The organism is Sinorhizobium fredii NGR234 (assembly GCF_000018545.1).
Classification (GTDB): Bacteria; Pseudomonadota; Alphaproteobacteria; order Rhizobiales; family Rhizobiaceae; genus Sinorhizobium; species Sinorhizobium fredii_A.
The window spans coordinates 189092-214618 of sequence record NC_012586.1 but is presented as its reverse complement, the minus strand read 5'-3'; the positions used below and the strand labels follow the sequence as shown (position 1 = coordinate 214618).

Here is a 25527-nt window from a genome sequence, read left to right as displayed (position 1 = left end):
GCCTTGCGAGCCAAACGATGACAACGATAGCAGATGAACTCACGATCGAACGACGCGGCCATCAGGGGTCGGCGGCACGCCGGCGCACGAATTTCGTGATCTTTCTCGGCCCGGCGATCATCCTGACGGTCCTCTTCTTCGTCGTCCCCGTGATCATCGACATCACGGTGTCGTTCACCGACCTCAGCCGGTCGCTGCGCATCAGCGAGTTCACCACCGAGCAGTACGAGAAGGTTTTTCGAACCGATCGCCGGCTGTCGCAGGTCATCGGGCTAACCTTCATCTACGTCTTCGGGACGCTGGCGATCTTCAACGTGACCTTTGGCCTGATCCTCGCCATCACCACCACGGCGATCAGGAATGTATCCGGCAGCTTTTTCCGGGGTGTGTGGCTGCTGCCGCGGATGAGCCCCTCAGTCCTCTACATCCTGCTCTGGCTGTGGGCGGTGAGCCCCACCGAGGCGGGCCTGGTAAACCAGGTGCTCATGCAGGCGTTCGGCCTCGACGCGCCGCTCGACCTGCTCACCTCGGCGCCGATCGCGCTCATCATCATCTCGAACGGCTTCATCGGCGCCTCGATGGGGATGATCATCTTCACGGCCGCGATCCGCGGCATCCCGGAACACCTGTTCCACGCCGCGGCAGTGGACGGCGCGGGAACGTTCGCAACGATCCGCTTCATCACCCTGCCGGCGCTGCGTTGGCCGATCAGCTTTGTGACGATCTACCAGACGCTCTCGCTGCTGGTCAGCTTCGAATACATCCTGCTCCTCACCAAGGGCGGACCGTTCTACGACACGACTGTCTATGCGCTTTACGTCTATCGTCGCGCCTTCGAGAGCGGCCAATACGGCTATGGAGCCGCGCTCGCGCTGTTTCTCATCGTGATCGGCGTGATCGTGGCGCTCATCGGCTGGCGCTTTTTCGATATGGAGCGCCTGCTGCAGCGGCCGCGCATAGAGGTGCATTGAGATGGCCGAGCAAGTGATCCCCATGGGGTCCACGGCGGCATCCAGGCGGGGGGCCGATTGGGACGCGTTGGCAGCGCGGGCGCGTGCCGTCCGGCACGCCAAGGCGGTCGTCCTCTACGCCTTCCTGATCGCCGTGTCGCTGCCGATCATCCTTCCCTATCTCTGGCTCGTCACGATCGCCTTCTCAGCCAGGACCGGTGTTGCCGAGACCGCCGTTCTGTGGCGCTCGATGGCCGTGGTCGTGCCGGCCATCGTCGCATTCTGGCTCACTGCCGCGCTCGCGCAGAGCCGCCGCCAGGTATGGATCGGAATTGCGGCAGTCGCCGCGATCGCCGCCTTCGCCTTCGCCCTGCTGGTCGGCCCCGATTTGCACGTCGGCAATTTCATCTTCCTGTGGGAGCCGGACTTCGCCTCGGTCGTGCGGTCGAGGATCGGGGAAGTCAAGGGCGCGGTCCAGTTTCCCAACGTCTGGCATGCCTTCGGCAACTCGATCCTGATCGCCGGTGCGCAGACGGCCATCGTCGTCACCGTCGCCTCATTGGCAGCCTACTATCTGTCGCGCTTCCAGTTTCCCGGCCGCTCCTCGATGCTGCGCTCGCTTCTGGTGCTCCATGCTTTCCCGGTGCTGACGCTGATCGTGCCGATGTTCCTGATGCTCTACTGGATCGGGCTCCTCGACACGCTGTCCGGCGTCATCCTCGTGCTTGTCGCCTTCGAGCTGCCGTTCGCGATATTCATCATGAAGGGCTTCTTCGACGCAGTGCCCTGGGACATCGAGATGAGCGCGCTGACCGACGGCGCGTCACGGCGCCAGGCATTCGTGAGCGTGGTGCTGCCGCAGGTGAGGAACGGCATCCTCGCCATCGCCGTCTTCACCTTCATCCGCGGCTGGGAAGAGTACATCTTCGTGTTCACATTTCTGATCAGGAACAGCAACTGGACAATGAGCCTCTATATGTACTGGGTGCGCGATGATGTCATGGGCGTCGACTACGGCGTCGTCTCTGCGGTCGGAGTCTTCTACCTTGTCCCGAGCCTCATCCTCTACATGGCGGCGCAACGCTACCTCATGCAGATGTCGATCGGCGGCGTGAAGGGCTGACGACGATGGCAAAGATCGAATTCCGCAACGTCGTGAAGCGCTTCGGCGCCGTCGAAGTGATCCCCGATATGAACCTGGTCATCGAGGACGGCGAGTTTGTCGCGCTTCTCGGCCCCTCCGGCTGCGGCAAGTCGACGAGCCTGTTCATGCTTGCCGGCATCTACCTTCCGAGCGGCGGCGAGCTCCTCTTTGACGGCCATGTCGTCAATGAGGTTGAGGCACGCGACCGCAATGTCGGCATCGTCTTTCAATCCTACGCGCTCTACCCGCACATGAGCGTGCGCGACAACATCTCCTTTCCGCTGCGCTTCAAGAAAACGCCGCGCGACGAAGCTCTCGCGAAGGTGAAGGCGGCTGCTGAGCTGGTCCGGGTCGCGGAACTACTGGACCGTCGCCCCGCCGAGCTTTCCGGCGGCCAGCAGCAGCGCGTCGCCCTTGCACGCGCCCTCGTGAAGGAGCCGCAACTGCTCCTTCTCGACGAGCCGCTCTCCAACCTCGACGCCTCGCTGCGCCTTTCGATGCGGACCGAGATCAAGTCGCTTCACGAGCAGCTCGGCGTAACGACCGTCCTCGTCACGCATGACCAGATCGAGGCGACGACGATGGCCGACCGTATCATCTGCATGCACGCTGGGCGGATCGAGCAGGTCGGGACGCCGGACGACCTCTATCTGAGGCCGTCGAGCCTGTTTGTCGCCGGCTTCATCGGCTCGCCGCCCATCAATCTCATTGCCGGCGAAGCCCAGCACGGCACACTCACCGTGAACGGTGCCAGATTTCCGGTCGAGGGCGCGTCGGGGCTCCTGACGGTCGGGCTGAGGCCGGAGCACCTGAGGTTCGGTGATACCGGCTTCGCCGGTCGCATTGCGCAGATCGAGCCGATGGGCCGCGAGATCCTCTATGTCGTCGAAACCGGCTTGGGTGCCGTTCGCGTCCTCGAACAGGGCTCGTCCGCCGCGCACTCGACAGGCGAAGAGGTTAGGATCGGTTTCCTGCCCGAGGACTCGCTTGTGTTCGAGACAGAACGACAGAAGCTCATTGCGGGCGCGCATGTCCGTGCACCCGATTGACAAGCTCGAGCGGTGGCTGCCCCGTTCTCGAGGCGCAAAGGAGGGCGCGCCGGTGGAAGCGTTTGAGGCGAGCATTCAGACGTCGAACCCGCCGGTGGCAGTTGACGGTCCCTATGGCCCGGTGCGGCTCAAATGGCACAAACTGCGCACGCACCTCGCCGAGGCTCCCTTCAAACTTTCGAATCTCGCCCTCGGCTGGCAACTCGGCGCGAGCCTGGAGGTCGACATACTCGCCACAGCCGACGAACGCTTCGCCGTCCTTCACGATCCGACGCTCGGCCCCTCGACGACCGGCCGCGGTCGCGTTGCGCGCATGCCGATCGCATCGATGAGAGGGCTTTTCCACCGGAACGCCGACGGCGCCCCCGATCCCGATGCGCCGGTCCTGGCGCTCGCCGAACTGGTAGACCCGCTTCGAAGGCTGCCGAGAGCGCCATCGGCCAACCTTCAGCTCGACCTGAAGCTGCTCGAAGGTCACACGCTTGCGGATTCGGCGGTCACCGATGCCGCAGCGGCCGTCGCCGGGCTGGCGGACGCCATCGTCGTCGGATCGCATCACCTGGATGACGCACGCCGTCTCGCCGCCGCCATTCCCGGAGCCCGGCTCGGCTACGATCCGATGCTCGCGATATCCCGCCAGCGAGACCTGCGCGATCCGCAGCGGTTGCTGCGCCACATCGAGCGGCGCATGACCGGCGTCAGCCTCGCCTACCTCCGCTACGATGCGATTGTCGCCGCGGAAAACCAGGGCTTCCCTCTCGTGGCGTGCCTGCTCGACCTCGGCATCGAGACGGACGCCTGGACGGTCAATCCCGGCCGGGACATCGACGACTCCATCCTGCGTACGCTCGTGGGGGCGAGAGTGCGCCAGATCACGACCGATGTTCCGAGCGAGATCTTCCGCCTGATCCGTTCGCTGTGAGCACGCTTCATTGGGGCGTTGGATGCGAGCCGCCGGAGCGGCGTTGGGTGCTCGACGGCTTCGGGCAGGCTGAGAAAGCCGATCGATCGCGCGTGATGGCAGCAATGCTGCGGTTGCCCCGGAACTCTTCGTGCCCGCCTCCCTCTGCGCCCTTTCCCTACTACCGGGACATTCCACTATCGACGCGCTCTCTCGGCATGGCCGGATGCGAAAAGTCTAATGAATTTGGCAACGAGAGTTCAACGAACGGCGCCTTAAAGTAGCGTCTCCTTAAATGGGGGCATCGATAGACATGATTAAAGTCTTAACTGCGATGCAGCGTCTGCTGAAGGATCAGAGCGGCAACTTCGGCCTCATGACGGCGCTATTGGTTCCGGTACTCTTCCTTAGCGGTTCGGTGGCACTGAACATAGCGAACGCGACCAGGGAAGCTTCCAAAATGCAAGATGCGTTGGACGCTGCGGCCATAAAAGCCGTCCGGTCCTACGGGGAAGGCGAAAGCGAGAATGCGGTGCGGACTGAGGCGAACAGATTGTTTTTTGCCAACTTTCAAACGCCTTCTGCCACCGACGGATACAATTCGGCCTCTCCTGAAAGTCCTGCGGTGGAATTTACCTTCTCCGAGACTGGCCAGGAGACAAGGGCCAGTGCCTCTTATGCAGCACAGTATAACCCGGTGTTCTGGGGCCTGCAGCCCTTCGTCATTAGTAGACGAAGCGTAGCTGCGCGACTGACGGATCGGGAAGCCTGCATATTGGCCCTGCATCCGACCGCCAGTCGCGCAATCGAGGTTAGCGGAAGCGCGGCGGTAGATACGTCGAACTGTACGATCACATCGAATTCAGACGACGCACAATCAATCTACCTGAGTGGGACAGCCACGCTGAGCGCTGAATGTCTTTACGCAACCGGCAAAGTGTATGCGACCCTAGCTCATCTGGAGTTGGCTTGCGGGCAAGCCCGCGAGGGCGTGTCACGAACACCGGATCCCTTCAAGAAGAAAGCCGTGCCGACGGCGGGAAACTGGGTGAATCTGTCTGGTTGCGGTCAAGGATTTGTAGGAAATGGTGGCGGCAACGGGGACTGCAACGGCACCGGCAAAACGCCGAACAAGGTTCCGGACGGCTACAGCGTTACGCTGAAACCAGGCACCTACGGGGAACTCGAGATCAAGGGAAAGGTCACCCTGCAGCCCGGCAATTACATCATCGACGGCGGTGTCCTGAAGTTCGCCAGCCAGTCGGCAGTCAGCGGCGAGGGGGTGACATTCTTCCTTCTCAACGGCGCTGAGATCGACCTTCATGGTGGTTCCAACTTTCATGTCACAGCAGCCACAAGCGGTGAGTGGGCCGGCTTCGTAATCGTTTCGGCCCGGAACAACACAGAGCCGGCGGTGATCAACGGCAACAGCAACTCCTCGCTGAGCGGCATCATCTACATGCCGGCATCCCAAGAGATCCAATATTCCGGCAATGGATCTAGCGGAGGCGAATGTGTCCGCATCATCGCGCAAGAAATTACCATGATCGGCAACAGCGGATTTGCAATCGACTGCAAGAGCGAATTGGCTGACAACAAGATATTGAATCCGGGCGCTATCAGGCTGGTTCAGTGAATGCGCCTTGCCGCGGCACCTCGGGGGGACCCGTCATGGGTCCTCCGATGGCGTGGCTCACACCGGAAGGCGGCCTAACGGTTCAGAGGAAGCCTTTGTCGCCAATAGCTAGGGCCGGAGGCATGTACATTCTCACCATCCGCTGCGACCGCCACGGTGACCGGCATGTCCTTGACGTCGAATTCAAATATGGCCTTCATTCCGAGGTCTTCGAAGGCGACCACGCGGCTGGACCGGATAGCTTTTGAAACAAGGTAGGCGGCCCCGCCCACCGCCATCAGATATGCTCTGCGATGTGCCGTTATCGACGCGTCGGCAGCAGGCCCTCGCTCCGCCTTTCCCACCTTCCCAAGCAGGCCGAGCTCAAGCATCATGTCCGTATACTTGTCCATCCGAGTGGCCGTCGTCGGTCCGGCGGGTCCGACTGGTTCGTCTCCGACGGGGCCCACGGGACCGACATAGTAGACGACTCTATCTTTGAAGCTCACAGGCAGGAATCGCCGCGGCCTCGTTTTTTCGTACCTTGACGATTGGGGATGGGGGCCGCGCCGGTGGCCGTGCGACAGCCGCTACTTGATGCCGTACAATCAAGTATAATCCTTGGTTATCTCAGGTCGGGAGGAAGGAAGATGTCGATCGACGCGGAACTCCGAAAAGTGGATGCCGAATATGCGATCGAATACCTGCAGGAGCATCCGGAATCCGGCCTCTGCTGCGACGATCGGCATTGCTGGATTACGCCGAACGCAAACGAGACCGACCGGCAGGCGCTGCTTCTCGATGCGGTCGAGGCCGAACGGCTGAAGGACAATCCTCGCCTTCGGCTGGTGTCCGGGATCGCGCATGCGGGCCGGTCGCTGTGGGTCGTTCGGCGGATGACCTGACGGGGGAAAACAGCGATCGTCGATGCCACCGCCTATCCCGCCGTCCGCTGAACGCCCTGCTCATCTTCCCGCGGCACGACAGGCGGCGATGTCCGCCAGAACCGACAGGGCGAGCGACCCCGCATCGCGCGCTTTCGCAAACAAGCCGATCGGCGCCTTGATGCGGGCGATCGACGCCTCGGGGAAACCGCGCCGTCTGAGTTCGTCGCAGCGGCGCCGATGGGTCCGCTCGCTGCCGAGCGCGCCGATATAGAAGGCCGGACTTGCCAGCGCGATCTCGAGCAAGGCCATCTCCCTGTCGAGGTCATGATGCAGAAAGGCGACGGCGGAATCCGCGTCGAGCTGCTCGGGCCGCAGTTCTGCTGCTCCCTCGACAGCGACGACGTCGTAGCCGACGGCCTCGGCAAGGCTGATGGTCGTCCTTAGTTCGATCGAACGCCCGCAGAGCACGACCCGCGTCGCGGGGCGATAGCTGGTGAAGAACCTCCCTTCTTCCCACCCTGGCTCCGTCGCTGCATTTATGAACTCGAGGGACTGAGCCGCTGCGTCGTAGCGCAATCCGGCCCGCTTGCGGGCGGCGAGCGCCGCAAGCACGGCTTCGAGCGGGTCGTTCCGCCGCAGCACGTGGATGGCGAGAGTGATCGCGCCGCCGCAGGGAAGAACGATGTCGAAGAACTTCGAACCCTGGCCGAGGACGAGCATGCCGTCGCATCCGGCCCTGATCGCCTCAAGGGCTTCCGCAGCGACGGCAGGCTCGACGCAGCCGCCCGAGACAAAGCCGCAGAACATCCCGTCCTCCCGCACGGCCATGTGCGCGCCGAGCGAACGGGCCGCGCCACCGCGGATCTCGACGAGCGTGACCAGCGCGCAGCGCGAGCCGCTGCGCAGCGCGTCGCGGGCAAAGGCGAGGATCTCCGCCGCGTCGTCGGTGAGGACGGCAGGCTGCGGAACCGGCAATTCCTCGTCAAGTTTGCGCAACATAGGACGTCCTCGCTGCTGCATGCGCCTGATAAGACCCGCGGCGCTGTAGCAGGCGTTTCAACGATTAGACCGCCTTCCAGACGCCGGTCCGCTTCTCGTCGCGGCGGCTTTTCATCCGCTCGGCAAGCAGGAAGGCGAGTTCCAGCGCCTGATCGGCATTGAGGCGCGGATCGCAATGGGTGTGATAGCGATCCTGCAGGTCGCTGGCCGTCACCGCACGGGCACCGCCGGTGCACTCGGTGACGTCCTTGCCGGTCATCTCGACGTGAATGCCGCCCGGGTGGGTGCCCTCGGCGCGATGAATCTGGAAGAAGCTTTCGACTTCCGAAAGGATCCGCTCGAAGGGCCGCGTCTTGTAGCCGCTCAGCGTGACGGTGTTGCCGTGCATCGGATCGCAGGACCAGACGACCTTCCTGCCTTCCCGTTCCACTGCGCGGATCAGCTTCGGCAGCCGGTCGGCAATCTTGTCGGAGCCGAAGCGGCAGATCAGCGTCAGGCGGCCCGCTTCGTTCATCGGGTTCAGCGCGTCGATCAGTTCGATGAGGCTGTCGGGCTCGAGCGAGGGGCCGCATTTGAGGCCGATCGGGTTCTTGATGCCGCGGAAATATTCCACATGCGCATGACCGAGCTGGCGCGTCCGGTCGCCGATCCAGATCATGTGGCTGGAGGTCGCGTACCAGTCTCCCGAGGTCGAATCGATGCGAGTCAGCGCCTCCTCGTAGCCGAGCAGCAGCGCCTCGTGGCTGGTGAAGAAGTCGGTCTCGCGCAGGCTCGGATTGTTTTCCGTGGTGATGCCGATCGCCCGCATGAAATTCATGGCCTCGCTGATGCGGTCGGCCAGTGTGCGGTAGCGCTCGCTCTGCGGGCTCTCCTTCACGAAGCCCAGCATCCATTTGTGGACATTTTCGAGATTGGCATAACCGCCCATCGCGAAGGAGCGCAGCAGGTTGAGCGTCGCAGCGGATTGGCGGTAGGCATCGAGCTGCCGCTCCGGGTCGGGCGTGCGCGCTTCCTCGGTAAAATCCGTGCCGTTGATAATGTCGCCGCGATAGGTGAGCAGCGTCCGGCCGTCCTGCGTCTCATGCGAATTGCTGCGGGGCTTGGCGAACTGGCCGGCGATGCGGCCCACCTTGACGACCGGAAGCTGGGCACCATAGGTCAGCACGACGGCCATCTGCAGGAAAGAACGGAAGAAGTCGCGGATATTGTCGGCGCCGTGCTCCACGAAGCTTTCGGCGCAGTCGCCGCCCTGCAGCAGGAAGGCGTTTCCTTCCGCGACGCTGGCAAGCTGCTTCTTCAGGCGGCGCGCCTCGCCGGCAAAGACGAGGGGCGGAAAGGTCGCGAGTTGGGCTTCCGTCGCCGCCAACGCGGCCTGGTCCGGATAGTCCGGCACCTGCTCTATCAGCTTTTGCCGCCAACTGCTCGGGGTCCAATTCTGTGCCATTTCATGCTCCTTGGGTTCGTCGCGCACCGACGGACCCTTGTTCCAATATCGTCAGCCAACCCAGCCGGCTGGTCCTTCAAAGAATGTGCGTGCCGCCGAGGTTCTCGACGGCGCGGCGGGTCATCACGGAAACCAGATGCGCCCGGTAGTCGGCCGGCGCATGCATGTCGCCCATCATTCGCGACGGATCGATGGCGAGGCCGGCGAGCGCCGCCGGCGTCAGGCTTTCCGTCAGCCGCTCCTCAGCCTCCGTCCAGCGGAAAACACCTTCGTTGCCGGCGCCGGTGATCGCCACACGGACGTGTCCGTCGCGGTGCTTGCTGACGAACGCCGCCGCCATCGAGTAGCGCGAGGCCGGATTGCGGAACTTCGCGTAACCGGCGATTTCCGGAATCCTGAATTCGATGCGGACGAGAATTTCGCCCGGCTCCAACGCCGTCGTGTAGAGCCCCTGAAAATATTCGTCGGCCGGGATTTCCCGGCGGTCCGTGTGGATGATCGCATCGAGCGACAGCACCGCGGACGGGTAGTCGGCGGCCGGGTCGTTGTTGGCGGTGGAGCCGCCTATCGTACCCATATGGCGCACCTGCACGTCGCCGATCGAGCCGGCGAGGCCCGCGAGCGCCGGGATCGCCGCCTTCACCTCCTTCGACGCAGCGACGACCGCATGTTTGGTGGCCGAACCGATGATGACCTTGTCTGGCGTCACCGCAATGCCGGAGAGTTCCGGAATGGAACGCAGATCGATCAGGTGCTGCGGAGCGGCGAGCCGGTTCTTCAGGGTGGGAATGAGCGTGTGACCGCCGGAGATGTAGGAGGGCTCCTCCGAGGCTTCGTAGAATGAGACGGCCTCGGCGAGCGTCCTGGGCTTGTGGTAGGTGGTTGCGTACACGGCTTGTCCCCTATTCGGCCGCCACGGCATGTGCCGCGCGATGTTTTTCCGCCGCGTCCAGCACCGCCTTGACGATGTTGTGGTAGCCGGTGCAGCGGCAGATATTGCCTTCGAGTTCGTGGCGGACGGTCTGTTCGTCGAGCACGCCGTCATGGCGGCGGATCATGTCGACGGAGGCCATGATCATGCCCGGCGTGCAGTAACCGCATTGCAGACCGTGATGCTCGTGGAAGGCCTGCTGGACGGGATGCAGCTTCGGACCGTCGGCAAGCCCCTCGATCGTGGTGACCTCGCAACCGTCTGCAGCAGCCGCGAGCACGGTACAGCTCTTCACCGCCTCGCCGTCGAGATGGATGGTGCAGGCGCCGCACTGCGTCGTGTCGCAGCCGACATGGGTGCCGGTGAGCCCGACATGCTCTCGGATGAACTGCACGAGAAGCGTGCGGTCCTCGACCTCCCGGGTCTCTGCCTTCCCGTTGATCGTGATGGTTATACGGGACATCGGCCCCTCCTCTTCAAACTATCAGACGGCGAGCGCCGCGATGATGACGACGGTCACGGCCACGAGGCCGAAGGCGACAAAGGGAAAGCGGCGCGGTGGCTTCGCCGTGGACACCGCCTGCGCTGTAGCGGGCGCTGCGGCTTCAACGGTCGCAGAGGCAGCACGGGCCGTCTCCGCAGACTTGGCCTGTTTCACCGGTACAATCGTCGCGGCTGCTCTCTCCGTTACGCCTGCATCGGCCGCCTCGCTGGCCGCGCGCGTCGCCAGCTTTTCGAAGAATTCGTCGGCCAGCTTCTTGGCGGTGGAATCGATGAGCCGGGCGCCGAGCTGGGCCAGCTTGCCGCCGACCTGCGCCTTGGCGATATAGGTCAGCACCGTCTCCGAACCGTCGACGAAGAGCTGCACGTCAGCGCCGCCCTTGGCGAAGCCGGCGACGCCGCCCTTGCCCTCGCCCGAAATGGTCAGGCTTTCGGGCGCCTGGACGTTGGAGAGCATCACCTCGCCGGCGAAGGTCGCCTTGACCGGGCCGATCTTGGTGGTGACGCGGGCGGCGTAGCCGGTTTCCGGCGTGCCCTCGAGGCTGTCGCAGCCGGGAATGCAGTCTTTCAGCACGGCCGAGTCGTTGATCAATGCCCAGACATGCTCGCGGGGTGCGGCGATGCGGTATTCGCCCTTCATATCCATGGATCTATCCTCCCTTTGCCGTCACTTGGCGCCCGTGACCGCCTCGAAGAACGAGAGGTCGAGATATTTCGAGATGTCGGTGAGCTTGCTGCCCTTGCCGTAGCGGGAGCGCAGATCGAGCACGGTTCGCATGCCGTCCGGCAGAATCTTCGAGCCGGGCGTCAGGCCGGAGCGTGGCGAAAGCAGGCTCGCCATGATCGAGGGCACGGCGGCCGGCTGGATGTCCGGCATTCTCGACTTGAGCAGTTCGGCGGCTGCGTCGCGGCTCTTCGCATCGAGCGTCCATTCGAGCCCCTTGAAGTAGCCGCGCAGGAAGGCCTCGACCGTCTCCGGATTCTCGGCCGCGTAGGACCGGCGGGACGCGACCACGCCGCCCTGGTAGCTGTCGAAATGGTTGGACGAGACGTCGAGCACGTTGAAGTCGGCGCGTCTGGCGATGCTGGTGAACGGCTCGATCGTCAGGGTCGCCGCATGCTCGCCGGCCTTGACCGACTGCCAGCGCTGCGGTGTCGCCCCGACCGCGGCGAAGCTGACGTCGTCGCGCTTCAGGCCGTTCTTCGCCATCATCTCGAAAAGCACGAAGGCAAAGCCGGTCGTCAGTGCGTCGAGGGCGATCGAACGGCCCTTCAGGTCCTCGTAGGTCCTGACGTCCGGTGCGGTGACGATCGCGAGCTCGAGCTGCGTGGCACCCATCAGCACCACATAGTCCGGGTTGACGCCAGCGGCCGTGGCACCCTGGCCTTCTCCATAGGCCACCACGTTGTCATAGGCGGTGAAGACGATGTCGAATTCGCCGGCGGCGGTTTTCTCGGCCTGCGCGACCGAGCTCGGCGTCAGCGCCAGCTCGACCTCAATGCCTTCCTCGGCGAAAAAGCCCTGTTCGATCGCCGCGAAGGTCGGCAGGTTCGGCGCGCCCGGAAAGGCTATGACGCGGACGGTCTTCAAGTCACTCATAAAATCCTCCTCAGGACGCCTTGCGTCCGTTGTTCATGGCGCGCCAGACGTTGGCCGGCGTCACCGGCATCTGGATGTCCTTGACGCCGAATTCCTGGAGCGCATCGACGACCGCGTTGACGACGGTTGCGAGCGCCGGCGTCGTGCCGCCCTCGCCGCCTGCTTTGATGCCGAGCGGATTGGTCGGTGAAATCACTTCGGCAATTTCGCATTTGAAGCTCGGCATGGTGTCCGAACGCGGCATACCGTAGTCCATCAGCGAGCCGGCGAGCGGCTGGCCGCTCCCCGGGTCGATGGCACAGAGTTCCCACATCGCCTGGCCGACGCCCTGGGCGATGCCGCCATGGGTCTGGCCGTGGACGATCAGCGGATTGATGCAGCGGCCGACATCGTCGATCGTCGCATAGCGGACGATCTCCACATGGCCGGTTTCACGATCGACTTCCACTTCGCAGACCGCCGCGCCGTTCGGGTAGACCGGCGTGTGCATCTCGTTGTCCTTGACGACGCGCAGTGCCCCGTGCGTTTGGCGCGTGCGGCGGCCGAGCTCGAAAATGTCGATCGTCCGGTTGGTGTTGCGCAGCTTGAAGACGCCGCCCTCGAAGTCGATCTCGTCGGCCGCCGAGCCGAGCAGTTCGGCGGCGCGCTTGCGGCCTTCGGCAAGGAGATCGGCCGAGGCCATGGCCATGACCGTGCCGGCGTGGCGCATCGAACGGCCCGAGTGCGAGCCGCCGCCGACGCTGACGATGTCGGTATCGCCGAGCACGATCCAGACCTTTTCGACCGGCACCTGGATCATGTCGGCGACGACCTGGGCAAAGCTCGTCTCATGACCCTGGCCGCTCGGCTGGGTGCCGATGACGACTTCGATATTGCCGTCGTCCTTGATCTCGATCTCGGCGCGCTCCTTCGGCGTGCCGATCGACGATTCGACATAGTTGGCGAAGCCGCGGCCGAGCAGTTTGCCGCGCTTGGCAGCCTCCGCCTTGCGCGCATCGAAGGTCGCCCACTCGGAGATCTCCAGGGCGCGGTCCATGTTCTTTTCGTATTCGCCGCTGTCGTAGACCGATCCGACGGCGTTGGTGTAGGGCATCGCCGAAGGCGGGATGAGGTTCATGCGGCGCAATTCCAGCTTGTCGAAGCCGAGCTGGTCTGCAGCGAGTTCGACCATCCGCTCGATCGCGTAGGTCACTTCCGGACGGCCCGAACTGCGATAGGCCTGGGTACACATCGTGTTGCTGAAGACGGCACGGGCGCGCAGCGTCGCGTAGGGAATGTCGTAGGAGCCGGTGATCAGGCCCGAACCCTTGCTGAGCGGCGACAGCGACACGGCGCGGCCGCCGACATTCGACAGGTTGTCGGCGCGCATCGCCAGGAACCTGCCGTCCTTGCGGAGCGCCAGCTCCACCTTGGTCACCAGGTCGCGGCCCTGATAGTCGGTGAGAAAGGCTTCCGAGCGCGTCGCGGTATATTTCACCGGCCGGCCGAGCTTGCGGGAGGCCCAGAGCACCAGGCCGAATTCCACATAGACGCGGTTGCGGGCCCCGAAATTCCCGCCGACGTCGAAGGAGAGCACGCGCAAGTCCTTCGGCTCGATGCCGAGCACCTTGGAAAGCTCGTTCTTCTGGCGAACGGCGCCGCCGCTGCCGGCATAGAGCGTGTAGCGCTTCGTTTCCGGATCGTAGTGGCCAAGCGAAGCGCGCGGCTCCATGGTGACGGCCGTGACGCGATGGATGTGGAACTCGGCCTTCACCACATGATCGGCCCTGGCGAAGGCCGCGTCGGTGCCTTCCCTGTCGCCGAAGGTCGTGTCGATGAAGACATTGTCGGGAACCTCGTCCCAGATGGTCGGTGCGCCGGGCTCGGCCGCCTTGGCCGTGTCGGTCACGTAAGGGAGCTCCTCCCAGTCCACCAGGACCTTCTCGGCGCCGTCGGCAGCCTGAGCGGCAGTCTCGGCGACGACGATGGCCACTGCCTCGCCCACATGGCGCGCCTTGTCGGCGGGCAGCAGGTGGTGCGGACCGGTGAAGGCGTGGCTGCCGTCCTTCGCCCGCAATTTCATGTCAAAATTGGTCGACGGCACCGGATTGTGCGGAATGTCCTTGAGACCATCGGCAAGCACGTCCTCGCCGGTCAGCACCAGCAGCACGCCCGGGCTCGCCAGCGCCTCGGCCTTGTCGATGCCGAGGATGCGCGCATGCGGATAGGGAGAGCGGACGATTGCCGCATAGGTCTGGCCCGGCAGCGAGAAATCATCCGAGAAACGGCCCTTGCCGGTGATCAGGCGGCCGTCTTCCTTGCGCGGGATAGGCTTGCCGACATGTTTGAAAAGGGCCTCCTGAACCAGCTTCATTTCCGGCGAAAGCTCGGCCGAAGGGGACTTCGACTGCTTCAGCGGATGCATGATCACCTCGGTTGCGGCGGTCTTGAGCGGGCTAGTCATGACACCTCTTCTCTTTGAAAACACGGCGGTTTTGCTTGCCCGCCGAGCTACGGCGATGTTCTCCCGAGATCGCACGTATGCTGTTGCTCTTCGTATGAATGTATGACAGTATGGCAAACATAAAGCAATCGAAAAGATCGCTCTTCGACAAGAGGTCGATCGCCGCAACCGGCTCGGTGCTTTTTCGATTGAGGAATAACATCGGCTTATCGGCCCACCGGGGGCGGAGGCCGAACGTGGCTTTGGAGGCACGCTATGACACCATTCGCGCGCAAGGCGCCGCTCGATCTGCAGGAGCACCTGCAGCGGCTGGAGGAGCTTGGTCTTCTCACGAAGATCCAGGTGCCGATCGACAAGGACAGCGAGCTGCATCCGCTCGCCCGCTGGCAATTCCAGGGCGGGCTCCCGGATGAGCAGCGCCGCGGCTTCCTGTTCACCGACGTGAAGGGGGCCAAGGGCGAGACATACGATATTCCGGTCGCCGTCGGCGTGCTGGCCGCCTCGCCGGCGATCTATGCGGCAGGCCTCGGCGTCTCGGAGGAGGAGATCGGCGACGTCTGGGTAAGGGCCATGGAGCAGCCGATCGATCCGGTGACCGTCACAGAGGCGCCCTGCCAGGAAGTCGTCGTGACCGGCGACGCGCTGAAGCAGGAGGGCAAGGGGCTCGGCTCGCTGCCCGTGCCGATCTCGACGCCGGGTTTCGACAGCGCGCCTTACTTCACCGCGACGCTCTGCGTCACCCGCGACCCGGAAAACGGCATCCGCAACATGGGCACCTACCGGGCGGCGCTGAAGGCGGAAGACCGGCTCGGCGTTCGCATGGCGAGCCGCCTTTCCGGCGCCGGCGGTTACCAGCACTGGCTGAAATACCAGAAGATGGGCAAGCCGATGCCCTGCGCCATCGTCATCGGCTGTGCGCCGGCCGTGCTCTTCACCGGCCCGCAGAAGCTGCCGATCGACCAGGACGAGCTCGGCGTCGCCGGCGGCCTGATCGGCGAGCCGATCCGCATCGTCAAGTGCAAGACGATCGATCTGGAAGTTCCTGCCGATGCGGAGATCGTCATCGAGGGCCTCATCGATCCCGTCCTGCTGGAGCCGGAAGGCCCCTTCGGCGAAAGCCACGGCCATGTGGCGCTCGAGGATTTCAACATGTCGATGCAGGTGACGGCGATCACCCGCAAGAGGAAGCCGGTGCTCGTCTCGATCGTCTCGCAGGTGACCCCGAGCGAATCGAGCGTTCTGAAGCGCGTCGCTTATGAGCCGCTGTTCCTGAACCACCTGAAGAAGGTGCTGAACGTCAAGGGCCTCAAGCGCGTCGTGATGCACGAGCCGCTCACCAATATCCGCAAGGTGATCTTCCTGGAGTTCGACCGCTCGGCACCGCAGTCGGAAGTCTGGCGCGGGCTGCAGGGGGCGGCAACGCTGCAGGCCCAGTGCGGCAAGATCATCATTGCCGTTTCCGACGACATCGACAGCCGCAATGCCGACGCGGTCTTCTGGTCGCTCGCCTACCGCGCCAACATGATCGACGACGTGCACGTCACGCCCTATCGCTCCGGCGGACACGGGCCGAAGTCCGGCTCGAAGAGCGCCGAAGGCACGCTGTTGATCGACGCGACGTTGAAGGCACCGATGCCGCCGCTCGCCCTGCCGGCCGAGCCCTACATGGTCAGGGCGCGACAGATCTGGGAGGATCTCCAGCTTCCCCGCCTCACCCCGCAGCCGCCATGGCATGGCTATTCGCTCGGCGACTGGACCGACCGCTGGACTGAGTTCGCCGACGATGCGGTCAACGGCGACTGGCGCAGGACCGGCGAGAACACCCTTGCCCGCCGCAAGGGCGGCATGAAGCCGGAGACGCCGACGCGCGACATCGAAAAGGACTGACGGCAACCGGGCGCAGGCGGCACGACGGCCGCCTGCGCCACAACTGTGCAAGTTCGATCCATACTTATTCGACGCGCCCTTGAGCGGGATGAGGAAAAGTGTGTGCGGTTTTCCGCCCGCATCCCGCTCTAACCTAATTTGGGAGGAACGAAGCTGAAGATCGGCCAATCGCAATTGCGTTTCGAGGATGACGCGCTGATCACCGGCCGCGGCCGCTATGTGAACGACCTCACCGGCAAGGGCGAGGCCGCGGCCGTCTTCGTCCGCTCGCAGGTGGCTTCGGGTCGGATCGCCCTGCTCGATACCGAAGCCGCGGCCGCAATGCCTGAGGTCCTCGCCATCCTTACCGGTCCGGACCTCAAGGCCGCCGGCCTCGCGCCGATAGAGCCGCGCGGCAGGCACCCGGGGCCGGATGGCGGCGCGATGCGCGTTCCGCTCTTCTATCCGCTGGCGATCGATCACGTGCGCTATGTCGGCGATCCGGTCGCCATCGTCGTCGCCGAGACGAGATCGGCCGCGCTCGCCGCTGCCGAAGCCATGGTGGTCGAGATCGACGAGCGGCCGGTGGTGGTCGATCCGCTGGAAGCCGTTTCCGCCGGCGCGCCGCGCGTCTGGGACGAGTTTCCCGACAACCGCTGTTTCACCTACGAGAAGGGCGACAAGGCCGGCGTCGACGCCGCGATCGCCTCTGCGCACACCGTGGTCCGGCAGCGCTTGCGGATCTCCCGCGTCGTTGCCGCTCCGATCGAAACGCGCGGGGCGATCGCCTCTTACGATCCCGCCGCCGACCAATACCGGCTCGAACTCGGCACCCAGGCGCCGCACCGGGTTTCGGGCGATGTGGCGCCGGTGCTCGGCGTCGCGCCGGACAAGGTTCATGTGGTGGTGTCCGATTGCGGCGGCTCCTTCGGCATGAAGAATGCCGGTTATCCCGAATATCCGGCGCTCCTCTTTGCGGCGCGAAAGACCGGCCGCACCCTGCGCTGGACGGCGGATCGGCTCGAAGCCTTCCAGTCGGACGCGCATGCGCGCGACATGTGGGCCGATGCCGCCCTGGCGCTCGACGCCGACGGAATGTTTTTGGCGCTGGACGTGCATGTCCGTGCCAATCTCGGCGCCTATCTCGGTCCGGCGACAGTGCATCCGCCGGTTGCCAATCTCGGCGGCATTGCCGGCGTTTACCGCACCCCGAAGATCTATGCCAAGGTCGACGGCGTCTTCACCAATACCCAGCAGACGGCGCCCTATCGCGGCGCCGGCCGGCCGGAAGCGACCTATATCATCGAGCGGATGATCGACCTCGCCGCCTGCGAGATCGGTTTGGACCGGGCCGAGCTTCGCCGCCGCAACCTCGTGCCGAAGGAAGCCATGCCCTATGCGAGCGGTTTCATCTTCACCTATGATTCCGGCGACTTTCCCGGCGTGCTCGACAAGGCGCTCGAAATGGCCGACTGGGCCGGATTCGAGGCCCGTCGGAGCGAAGCCAGGGCACGGGGAAAACTGCGCGGCATCGGCATCGCCAATCCGATCGAGATTGCCGGCGGGCCGGTTGCCAGGCCCAATCCCGAGTTCGCCCGCGTCGAAATCTCTCCCGCCGGAAAAGTCCGAATCCATGTGGGTTCGATGGACAGCGGCCAGGGCCATGGCACCGCCTTCCGGCAGATCATCGCCGATCGGCTTGGTCTCGGCGCGGAGGACATGGAAATCGTCACCGGCGATACGCACGCAGTGCCGCAGGGAACCGGCACGTTCGGCTCGCGGACGCTGGCGGCCGCGGGCGGGGCCATCTGGACAGCCACGGAGACGATCATCGATCGCCTGAAGGACCAAGCGGCCGATCGGCTGGAGGCAGATAGGTCGGACATTCTCTTCGAGCGCGGCGAATACCGCATTGCCGGCACCGACCGCGCCGTCTCTTTCGCGCAGGTCATTTCCGAGGAAACGGCGCCGGTCGCGGCCGAGAACTTCATCGGCAATGACGGCGCCACTTTCCCGAATGGCTGCCATATCTGCGAACTGGAGATCGATCCCGAAACCGGACATGTGGACCTTCTCGCCTATTCGGTGGTCGATGACGTCGGGCAGATGGTCAATCCGCTGCTGGTCAAGGGACAGATCACCGGCGGCGTGGCCCAGGGGCTCGGCCAGGCGCTGACGGAGAACGCTGTCTATGACCCGAATTCCGGCCAGCTTCTCTCAGCGACCTTCATGGACTACGCCATGCCGCGCGCCCATGACGTGCCGGACGTCGACATCGTCGATCGTTCCGTCCCGACCAGGCAGAACCCGCTCGGCGTCAAGGGCGTCGGCGAAGCGGGAACGGTCGGGGCGCTCTCGGCTGTGATGAGCGCCGTCGCGGACGCCTTGCGGCCGCTTGGCGTGAGGCACGTGGATATGCCCGCGACGCCCGATCGGATCTGGCGCTGTCTCAAGATGCAACCCGCCAAGGAGCCTGCTCCGTGAGCTCGATTTACGGCGTATATCCCGGCAAGGAGGGTGACGGAGCCGCGTTTTGTTTGTATGACAATCATCCGATCACATTGGTTTGAAATGCAGGGGCATACGAGGACACACATGGCCAATTCACTTGCAGAGTCGCTCAATCCACTCGTCCACGAGCCCGCCCCCTTGCGCAACAAGATCATGAACTCGCTGCGGCGGGCGATCGAGACGGGAGCGCTGGAGCCCGGCACCCGTCTCGTGGAGAAGGACCTGTGCGAGAAGCTCAATGTCAGCCGTACGTCGCTGCGCGAGGCGCTGCGCCAACTCCAGGCGGAGGGCATCCTCACCGATCTCAACAATCGCGGCCTCACCGTGGTGACCGTCACCCGCGCCGACGCGGAAAACATCTACCGCATTCGCGGCGTTCTCGAGCCGCTGATCGTCGAACAGTTCATCGAAAACGCCCCGGATAACGAAATCAAGGCGCTGAAGACCCAGAGCGACGTTTTGAAGAAGGCCTACCTGAGCGGCAATGCCGAGGAGATCGTCGCCACCAAGCGGGATTTCTACGATCGCATCTGCACAGGAGCCCGCAATCCGATCGCCTTCGATCTCCTGAAGAAGCTGACGCTTCTGACCTCGCCGCTGCGGCGCAGCTCCGTCGTGCGCAAGGAGCGCCGCAGCCAGAGCATCGCCGAAATCGACGCGATCGTCGCCGCGATCGTCAACCGCGACAAGGCGGCGGCCAAGGCCGCCGCCGAAAAACACGTCGCCAATTCGGCGGTCTCCGCCTTCAGCAACGCCTTCGACGCGTCATAATCACGGGATAGCCGCATGCGCCGCATCATCATTGCCATCACCGGAGCTTCCGGCATCATCTATGGCGTGCGGGCGCTGCAACTCCTCCGGGAGCTCGAGGACGTCGAAACGCATGCGGTCATCTCGCCGGCGGCCTTCCGCACCGCGACCGACGAGATCGACATGAGCGCCGACGAGATCAAGGGGCTCGCCGATGTTCTCTATAACTATCGCGACATCGGCGCGGCGATCTCCTCCGGCTCGTTCCGCACCGCGGGCATGCTGGTCGCGCCATGTTCGGTCAGGACCCTGAGCGGCATCGCCAATTGCTACAACGAGGAACTGATTGTCCGCGCCGCCGACGTCTGCCTGAAGGAACGCCGCCGCGTCGTTCTTCTCTTCCGCGAGACGCCCTTGCATGCCGGCCACATCGCCTTGATGGACCAGGCGACCCGCAACGGCGCGATCGTCATGCCGCCGGTCCCGGCCTTCTATTCGAAGCCGAAGACGCTGGATGACATGGTCACGCAGACGGTCGGACGGGCGCTCGACCTCTTCGATATTCACCTGCCGATGGTGAAACGCTGGAAGGAAGGCCCGGGCTCTCCGGGCCAGCATTAGGCGCTAGAGCGCCGCCAGCGCCTTTCCGACAGTGGCAAGCGCTTCCGCCGCCGTCGCGTCCGGGTCCGCCCCACGGAAATGGCGCAGCACGACCGCAAGGTTTCCGGTCGCATTGACCGCTGACGCGCCCACCGCGAGCAGTGCCTCGCCTTCCGCTTCCAGCACCGCCAGTTCGATCTTTTCCGAACTGAGCTCGACGCCCTTCACGCCGTTTCGCAATGTCTCGGTTGTCTCCGCCGGCGCCGGATAAGGCCCGCCCTTCAGCCGGCGGCGCACCGCGCGCAACGGCTTCACCACTTCGTTGCGCCAGTCCGCGACGATCTGGTCGATGCGGACGAGCTCCGCTTCGGTCAGCGCCACGGAATGCTTCGAAAGCCAGGCGGCAAAAAGCAGGACCGGCACGTCGACACCGCTTTCGTCCTGCAGGACGAGGCAGGCATCGCCGACACCCGGCGCGCCATAGAGACGCAGTGCGAAATCCCAAAGCCCCTGCCTCCCGGTTGCCATGTGCTTCTCCCATCATTCTCGCGATCTAACAACCGGGCCTCAAAAGAGGCAAGGTTCCCAGCTAGATTTAGCGCACCCTAAAACAAAGTGACCGCGGCACCGGGCAGGCGACTGCTTTCCTGTTGCATGGATATGATCTTTGTCATACAATCATATCATCACAACATGTGATCAAACGGAGCGCTTGCCGGGAGGCAGGCTGCAAGGGAGGTAATTGTGAAGCTCAAGTCCATTCGTCTGCTGGCCGCCGCTGCGGCTACGGCCTGCGCCACCATGTCAGGCGCGGCGACGGCACAGGCCGATGCCGTTTCCGACTTCTATTCCGGCAAGACCGTGACAATCCTGATCGGCCACCCGCCGGGTGGCTCTTACGATCTTTACGCTCAGCTTATCGCCCAGCACTTCGGCAAGCATATTCCCGGCCAGCCGACCGTGATCGTGCAGGGCATGCCGGGCGGCGGCGGCTCGCTCGCTGCGGCGCATTTCTATGCGAAAGCACCGCGCGACGGCACCATCGTTGCTCTCCTGCCGGAATCGTTGGCACAGGACCAGGTCCTCGAGCCGAAGAAGAGCCGTTGGGACGTTTCCAAGATGCGCTTCATCGGCCGGGTGTCGGACGTCACCTCCGTCATGATGGCGCGCAAGGATTCGCCGGTGAAGTCGATCGAAGATTCGCTGAGAGCCGAAGCCAATGTGAGCTGCTCCGGCCGCACGACCTCGAGTGCCCAGACGGGCGCGGTACTGAAATCGCTGATCGGCTCGAAGTTCAACATGGTCTGCGGCTATGACAGCGCCACCGCCAGCGCGCTCGCCGTGTTCCGCGGCGAGGCCGATCTGACGACCACCGTCTGGGCCAACTGGTCGGTCAACTATGCCCAGCAGCTCTCTGCCGGCGACGTCGTTCCGGTCGTCCAGTTCTCCGAAAAGCGCCTGGCTGCCCTGCCGGACACCCCGACCGCCGTCGAACTGACCAACGATCCGGCCAAGAAGCAGGCGATCGAGTTCTTCGGTGCCGGCGGCGATATCGGCCGCGCCCTGATGACCCCGCCGGAAACACCGGAGGACCGCGTCGCCGGCCTCTCGGCCGCCTTCGACGGTCTGATGAAGGATCCGGAATTCCTCGCCGATGCCAAGGCCCGGTCGATCCCGATTGCGCCGATAACCGGCAAGGAAGTGGACGCGATCGTCGAGCGGATCATCTCGACCTCGCCGGAAGTCGTCGCCACGCTGAAGCAGGCGATCAACGACGGTTTCAACAACTGATCGAACTAGACACGCGCGACGCCCCTGCGTCGCGCGTTTTTCTTTGCCTCCGGGCGTCTCCCCTTCCAGCAAATCGAGGATTTTGACCATGGACCACCAGGGTACGAAGCGTTTCGTCCCGGTTGAAACCGGCGCGCCGCGATACGGCAGCGACCTGATCGCCGCAGCGATCCGCGAGCAGGGTTTTCCCTATATCTGCCTCAATCCCGGCGCGAGCTATCGCCATCTGCATGACAGTCTCGTCAACTATCTCGGAAACGAGAAGCCGAAGATCCTGCTCTGCATGCACGAGGAACACGCGATCGGCATCGCCCAGGGCTGGGCGAAGATCACCGACAGGCCGCTTGCCGCCGCCGTCCATTCGAATGTCGGCCTGATGCATGCGACGATGGGCATTTTCGACGCCTGGTGCGACCGCGTTCCCCTCGTCGTCATCGGCGCCACCGGACCGCTCGACGCGACAAAGCGCCGCCCGTGGATCGAGTGGATCCACTGCACGATCGACCAGGGCGGTCTCGTGCGGGACTTCACCAAATGGGACGACGAGCCGGCCTCGCCGGAAGCGGCGGTCGAATCGATCCGCCGCGCCGCGATGCTGGCGACGGCACGTCCATCCGGCCCGACCTATGTCAATCTCGACGTTACCGTGCAGGAAATGGAGCTCGAAGAGGTGCCGGCCCTGCATGACATTTCCCGCTTCCGCGCCCCCGCCGATCCGGAGCCGCCGCGCCGCGAGCTGGAGGCGGCGATCGAGATCCTGGCCAAGGCCAAGCGTCCGGTCATCCTCAGCGGCCGCACCTCGCGCAGCGAAGACGGCTGGGCCGAACGCGTCAAGCTCGCCGAACTCATCGGCGCCAAGGTGCTTACCCATGTGAAGCTCGCGACCAGCTTCCCGACAACCCATCCGCTGTTCATCGGCGAGACCGGCTGGAAACTGTCGAAGAACCTGCTGAAGCACCTCACCGAAGCCGATGCAGTGCTGTCGCTCGACTGGCTCGACCTCGCCGGCACGATCAACCAGGTCTTCCCGGCCGGCGGCCCAAGTGCGCCGATCATCAGCGTCTCGAACGACTTCAACATCCATCGCGGCTGGAACATGGACTATCAGGGCCTGCCGGCGGTCGACGTCAATATTCCGACCGTGCCGGAAACCGCCGTGTCGCGGCTTCTCGAAGCGCTCGAAACCCGCCTGTCTGCGCCAAGGACCTACGAGCGCCGCCGGCTCGACGCGGAACCGTCCAGAACCTCAGGCCCGATCAGCCTCATGGATCTCGCCCGGGTGTTCAATCGGGTGACCCGCGATCTCGACGTCAGCCTCACGTCGCGGCCGCTCGGCTGGCCGACCAATGCCAACGAGCTTGAGCATCCGCACGACTATCTCGGCCACAATGGCGGCGGCGGCGTCGGTTCCGGTCCGAGCATCGGCATCGGTGCAGCGCTGGCGCTGCGCGACATGAAGTCTCCGCGTGTGCCGATCGCAATCGTCGGCGACGGCGACTTCACCATGGGCAATACGGCCCTCTGGAGCGCCGCCTCGCAGGGAATTCCGCTGCTCTACGTCATCTCCAACAACAATTCCTACTTCAACGACGAGCACCACCAGGCGCAGGTCGCCGTCCAACGCGGCCGTCCGCCGGAGAACGCCTGGGTCGGCCAGCGCCTCCAGGACCCGGTCCCGGACTTGCTGATGCTCGCGAAAGCCCAAGGCATCGACGGCGAAGGCCCGATCACCGACATCACCGAGCTTTCCGGCGCGCTGGAGCGCGGCATCGAGAAGGTGAGGGCCGGCCAGCCCTGGGTCATCGATGTCCGCGTGCCGCCGGAATATTGCCGCGACCCGATGGTCGAGCTCGCTTAGACGATACCCATTTCCCCCGACTACAGCGCCGTGCGTCTTTCAGACGCACAAAGGACGCTGTAGCACTTTGGAACGCTGCATGTTTTATCCTTGAATCGGCTAGGATTTAAGGATGCATGCAGTAGGCCCCGCTCATCCGAGCGGGGTTTTTTTGCCGGTCGGCTTCCGGTACTCCTAGACGTCTGCTTTCGGGGAGGCGCCACCGCGGGCTCTACGGCCGACATGCGGGCGCAAACTTGTTGCGCCATTCGTGAGCGCCGATCTGCAGCGCCGCTCAGTCCAATTTCTGTGATTGCGGTCATGGGCGATCGGTCAATGCTCCTCGCCGCAACGAGAAGCATCGCCACGTCCCGTATTTAGCCTCACCCGGCCTTCTGGCCACCTGAGACCTCGCCTCTTCTGCTCACCTTCGCTGGGGCCTCAAGAGTCAGCTGCGGGGCTGCAGCAACGCCAGGACGATGGTCGATGCCGCCAAGACGGCGGTAATGATCAACGGCCCGGAAGCGCCATGATGATCGACGATGTAGCCGCCGAACACAGCACCCATGCTGATGGCGACCTGGAACGAAACGACCATCAAGCTGCCGGCAGCCTCCAAGGCATTCCCTGCGCCCCGGGACAGGTTAGTAGGCAATACCACCGGAGCCATCCCAAAAGCTAAACCCCAAAGTGTAACCAGGGCAAACGCGATGCCGCTATGTGCACCCCAGAGTACGAGAGCAAGCGCCGCAAACGCCATCAATACGCCGGTGACAGCGAGTGCCATGTGGATATTGGTGTCTGCCAGTCGGCCGCCGGCGACATTGCCGATCACAGCGGCGATGCCAAACCCAAGGAGCGCCAAGGCAATCGGCCCCGTGCCAAGGAGCGTCACTTGTTCGAGGAAGGGGCGCACGTAGACCGAGCCGGAAAAATGTCCGGTCATCAGCAAGAGGATGGCAAGCATTCCGAGTTGAACAGTGCGCCGTTTCGTCAGCCGGAAAACGTCAGAAAGACTGTTGCTTGTGCTTGCGGGTAGTGACGGCAAGCTGAGTGTCTGCAGCAGCATCGCAATCGCTGCGAGCCCTGCCGTCATGCCTGTGGCGGCACGCCAGCCGAGCCAATCGCTGATCAAAGCACCCATCGATGGTGCAGCGATGGTGGCAACAGAGACGCCGAGGGTGACTATAGCCATGCCCCGACCTGTCGCGTTGGTGCCAACCAATCTCGCCACAACGGCAACTGAAAGCGCCCAGAAACCACTTAGCGCCACGCCCAGCCCGGCTCGGCCCAACAACAATAGCCAAAAATCGGTCGCGAACGCGGCCAGAAGGTTGGAGCCAATAGCCAAGGCACTTAGGCCAACCAGGACAGTCTTCCGGTTCAGTTTGCCGATGAGAACATTACTCAACAAGGCCGTCACCGCTCCAACAGACGCGGTGGCGGTGACAACCTGACCGGCGGTTCCCTCGCTGATGCCAAGGTCACGTGCCATTGGCGTCAACAGGCCTGCCGGCAGGAATTCAGCTGACACCAGCGCAAAGCTTGTGGCTGCCATTGAAATAACGGCAAGCCAGGTAGTGGGGCTCCATGCACTCGGATCGGCAGAATCGAGGCCAATCGCGGGGCCGTCAAGCTGTGATGTTGTGTCCGTCATTGAAGTACCTCCAAGGTTTGGAGGTCTTCATAGCGGAGTCTTTCAGGATGA

General features: G+C 63.9%; 21 protein-coding genes and 1 pseudogene. 12 read left to right on the top strand and 10 right to left on the bottom strand.

Annotated features, from left to right (window positions below; all coding sequences use genetic code 11):
* The first annotated feature begins 17 nt into the window (after positions 1-17).
* The 5 genes from NGR_RS01060 to NGR_RS01040 all read left to right on the top strand — a co-directional run bounded on the left by NGR_RS01060 (position 18) and on the right by NGR_RS01040 (position 5680).
* Positions 18-971: a carbohydrate ABC transporter permease gene (locus NGR_RS01060; protein ID WP_012706283.1), complete on the top strand. Its 954-nt coding sequence runs from the start codon at positions 18-20 to the stop codon at positions 969-971.
* A 1-nt stretch (position 972) separates the two neighbouring features.
* Positions 973-2073, top strand: a complete 1101-nt coding sequence (locus NGR_RS01055) for a carbohydrate ABC transporter permease (protein WP_012706282.1) — start codon at positions 973-975, stop codon at positions 2071-2073.
* A 5-nt stretch (positions 2074-2078) separates the two neighbouring features.
* Positions 2079-3143: an ABC transporter ATP-binding protein gene (locus NGR_RS01050; RefSeq protein ID WP_012706281.1), complete on the top strand. Its 1065-nt coding sequence runs from the start codon at positions 2079-2081 to the stop codon at positions 3141-3143.
* Positions 3144-3195: 52 nt separating this feature from the next.
* Positions 3196-4065, top strand: a complete 870-nt coding sequence (locus NGR_RS01045; protein ID WP_240545093.1) for a glycerophosphodiester phosphodiesterase — start codon at positions 3196-3198, stop codon at positions 4063-4065.
* Between the two features lie 292 nt (positions 4066-4357).
* Complete coding sequence (locus tag NGR_RS01040; protein WP_012706279.1) at positions 4358-5680, top strand: TadE/TadG family type IV pilus assembly protein; 1323 nt, start codon at positions 4358-4360, stop codon at positions 5678-5680.
* A 74-nt stretch (positions 5681-5754) separates the two neighbouring features.
* On the opposite strand, the pseudogene NGR_RS01035 reads toward NGR_RS01040, so the two are convergent.
* Positions 5755-6174 (bottom strand): annotated as a pseudogene (locus NGR_RS01035) (fumarate hydratase C-terminal domain-containing protein); the annotation flags it as partial.
* Positions 6175-6309: 135 nt separating this feature from the next.
* Between NGR_RS01035 and NGR_RS01030 the strand changes: the two are divergent.
* Positions 6310-6564: a hypothetical protein gene (locus tag NGR_RS01030; protein ID WP_012706277.1), complete on the top strand. Its 255-nt coding sequence runs from the start codon at positions 6310-6312 to the stop codon at positions 6562-6564.
* Between the two features lie 60 nt (positions 6565-6624).
* On the opposite strand, the gene NGR_RS01025 is transcribed toward NGR_RS01030, so the two are convergent.
* From NGR_RS01025 to NGR_RS00995, 7 genes are all read right to left on the bottom strand, one after another.
* Positions 6625-7545 (bottom strand): XdhC family protein, encoded by a 921-nt coding sequence (locus tag NGR_RS01025; protein WP_164923789.1) that lies wholly within the window; start codon positions 7543-7545, stop codon positions 6625-6627.
* A 64-nt stretch (positions 7546-7609) separates the two neighbouring features.
* A complete protein-coding gene (locus NGR_RS01020) occupies positions 7610-8989 on the bottom strand; it encodes a class II 3-deoxy-7-phosphoheptulonate synthase (protein ID WP_012706275.1) in 1380 nt (459 codons plus the stop codon).
* 76 nt (positions 8990-9065) lie between these two features.
* Positions 9066-9881 (bottom strand): FAD binding domain-containing protein, encoded by an 816-nt coding sequence (locus NGR_RS01015; RefSeq protein WP_012706274.1) that lies wholly within the window; start codon positions 9879-9881, stop codon positions 9066-9068.
* Positions 9882-9891: 10 nt separating this feature from the next.
* Entirely contained in the window at positions 9892-10383 is a 492-nt protein-coding gene (locus NGR_RS01010) for a (2Fe-2S)-binding protein (RefSeq protein ID WP_012706273.1), read from the bottom strand.
* A 21-nt stretch (positions 10384-10404) separates the two neighbouring features.
* Entirely contained in the window at positions 10405-11067 is a 663-nt protein-coding gene (locus NGR_RS01005) for an SRPBCC family protein (protein ID WP_012706272.1), read from the bottom strand.
* 21 nt (positions 11068-11088) lie between these two features.
* Positions 11089-12021, bottom strand: coding sequence for an ABC transporter substrate-binding protein (locus tag NGR_RS01000; protein ID WP_012706271.1), 933 nt, complete (start codon positions 12019-12021; stop codon positions 11089-11091).
* 10 nt (positions 12022-12031) lie between these two features.
* The gene (locus NGR_RS00995; protein ID WP_164923788.1) at positions 12032-14464 is read right to left on the bottom strand and encodes a xanthine dehydrogenase family protein molybdopterin-binding subunit; all 2433 of its coding nucleotides are present in this window, start codon (positions 14462-14464) and stop codon (positions 12032-12034) included.
* A gap of 255 nt (positions 14465-14719) precedes the next feature.
* Between NGR_RS00995 and NGR_RS00990 the strand changes: the two genes are divergently transcribed.
* From NGR_RS00990 to NGR_RS00975, 4 genes are all read left to right on the top strand, one after another.
* Positions 14720-16351 (top strand): UbiD family decarboxylase, encoded by a 1632-nt coding sequence (locus NGR_RS00990; protein ID WP_012706269.1) that lies wholly within the window; start codon positions 14720-14722, stop codon positions 16349-16351.
* A gap of 174 nt (positions 16352-16525) precedes the next feature.
* On the top strand, positions 16526-18814 hold the full coding sequence (locus NGR_RS00985; RefSeq protein ID WP_012706268.1) for a xanthine dehydrogenase family protein molybdopterin-binding subunit: 2289 nt from the start codon (positions 16526-16528) through the stop codon (positions 18812-18814).
* 111 nt (positions 18815-18925) lie between these two features.
* Positions 18926-19612, top strand: coding sequence for a GntR family transcriptional regulator (locus NGR_RS00980; protein ID WP_012706267.1), 687 nt, complete (start codon positions 18926-18928; stop codon positions 19610-19612).
* 15 nt (positions 19613-19627) lie between these two features.
* Positions 19628-20212: a UbiX family flavin prenyltransferase gene (locus NGR_RS00975; protein ID WP_012706266.1), complete on the top strand. Its 585-nt coding sequence runs from the start codon at positions 19628-19630 to the stop codon at positions 20210-20212.
* 3 nt (positions 20213-20215) lie between these two features.
* Here NGR_RS00975 and NGR_RS00970 read toward each other — a convergent pair whose 3' ends face one another.
* Positions 20216-20719, bottom strand: coding sequence for a TIGR02444 family protein (locus NGR_RS00970; protein ID WP_012706265.1), 504 nt, complete (start codon positions 20717-20719; stop codon positions 20216-20218).
* A 216-nt stretch (positions 20720-20935) separates the two neighbouring features.
* On the opposite strand from NGR_RS00970, the gene NGR_RS00965 reads away from it, so the two are divergent.
* On the top strand, positions 20936-21982 hold the full coding sequence (locus tag NGR_RS00965; RefSeq protein WP_012706264.1) for a Bug family tripartite tricarboxylate transporter substrate binding protein: 1047 nt from the start codon (positions 20936-20938) through the stop codon (positions 21980-21982).
* A gap of 88 nt (positions 21983-22070) precedes the next feature.
* The gene (locus NGR_RS00960; RefSeq protein WP_012706263.1) at positions 22071-23840 is read left to right on the top strand and encodes a thiamine pyrophosphate-binding protein; all 1770 of its coding nucleotides are present in this window, start codon (positions 22071-22073) and stop codon (positions 23838-23840) included.
* Between the two features lie 427 nt (positions 23841-24267).
* Here the strand turns inward: NGR_RS00960 and NGR_RS00955 are convergent, their stop codons facing one another.
* Complete coding sequence (locus tag NGR_RS00955) at positions 24268-25476, bottom strand: MFS transporter (protein WP_012706262.1); 1209 nt, start codon at positions 25474-25476, stop codon at positions 24268-24270.
* Between the last annotated feature and the right edge of the window lie 51 nt (positions 25477-25527).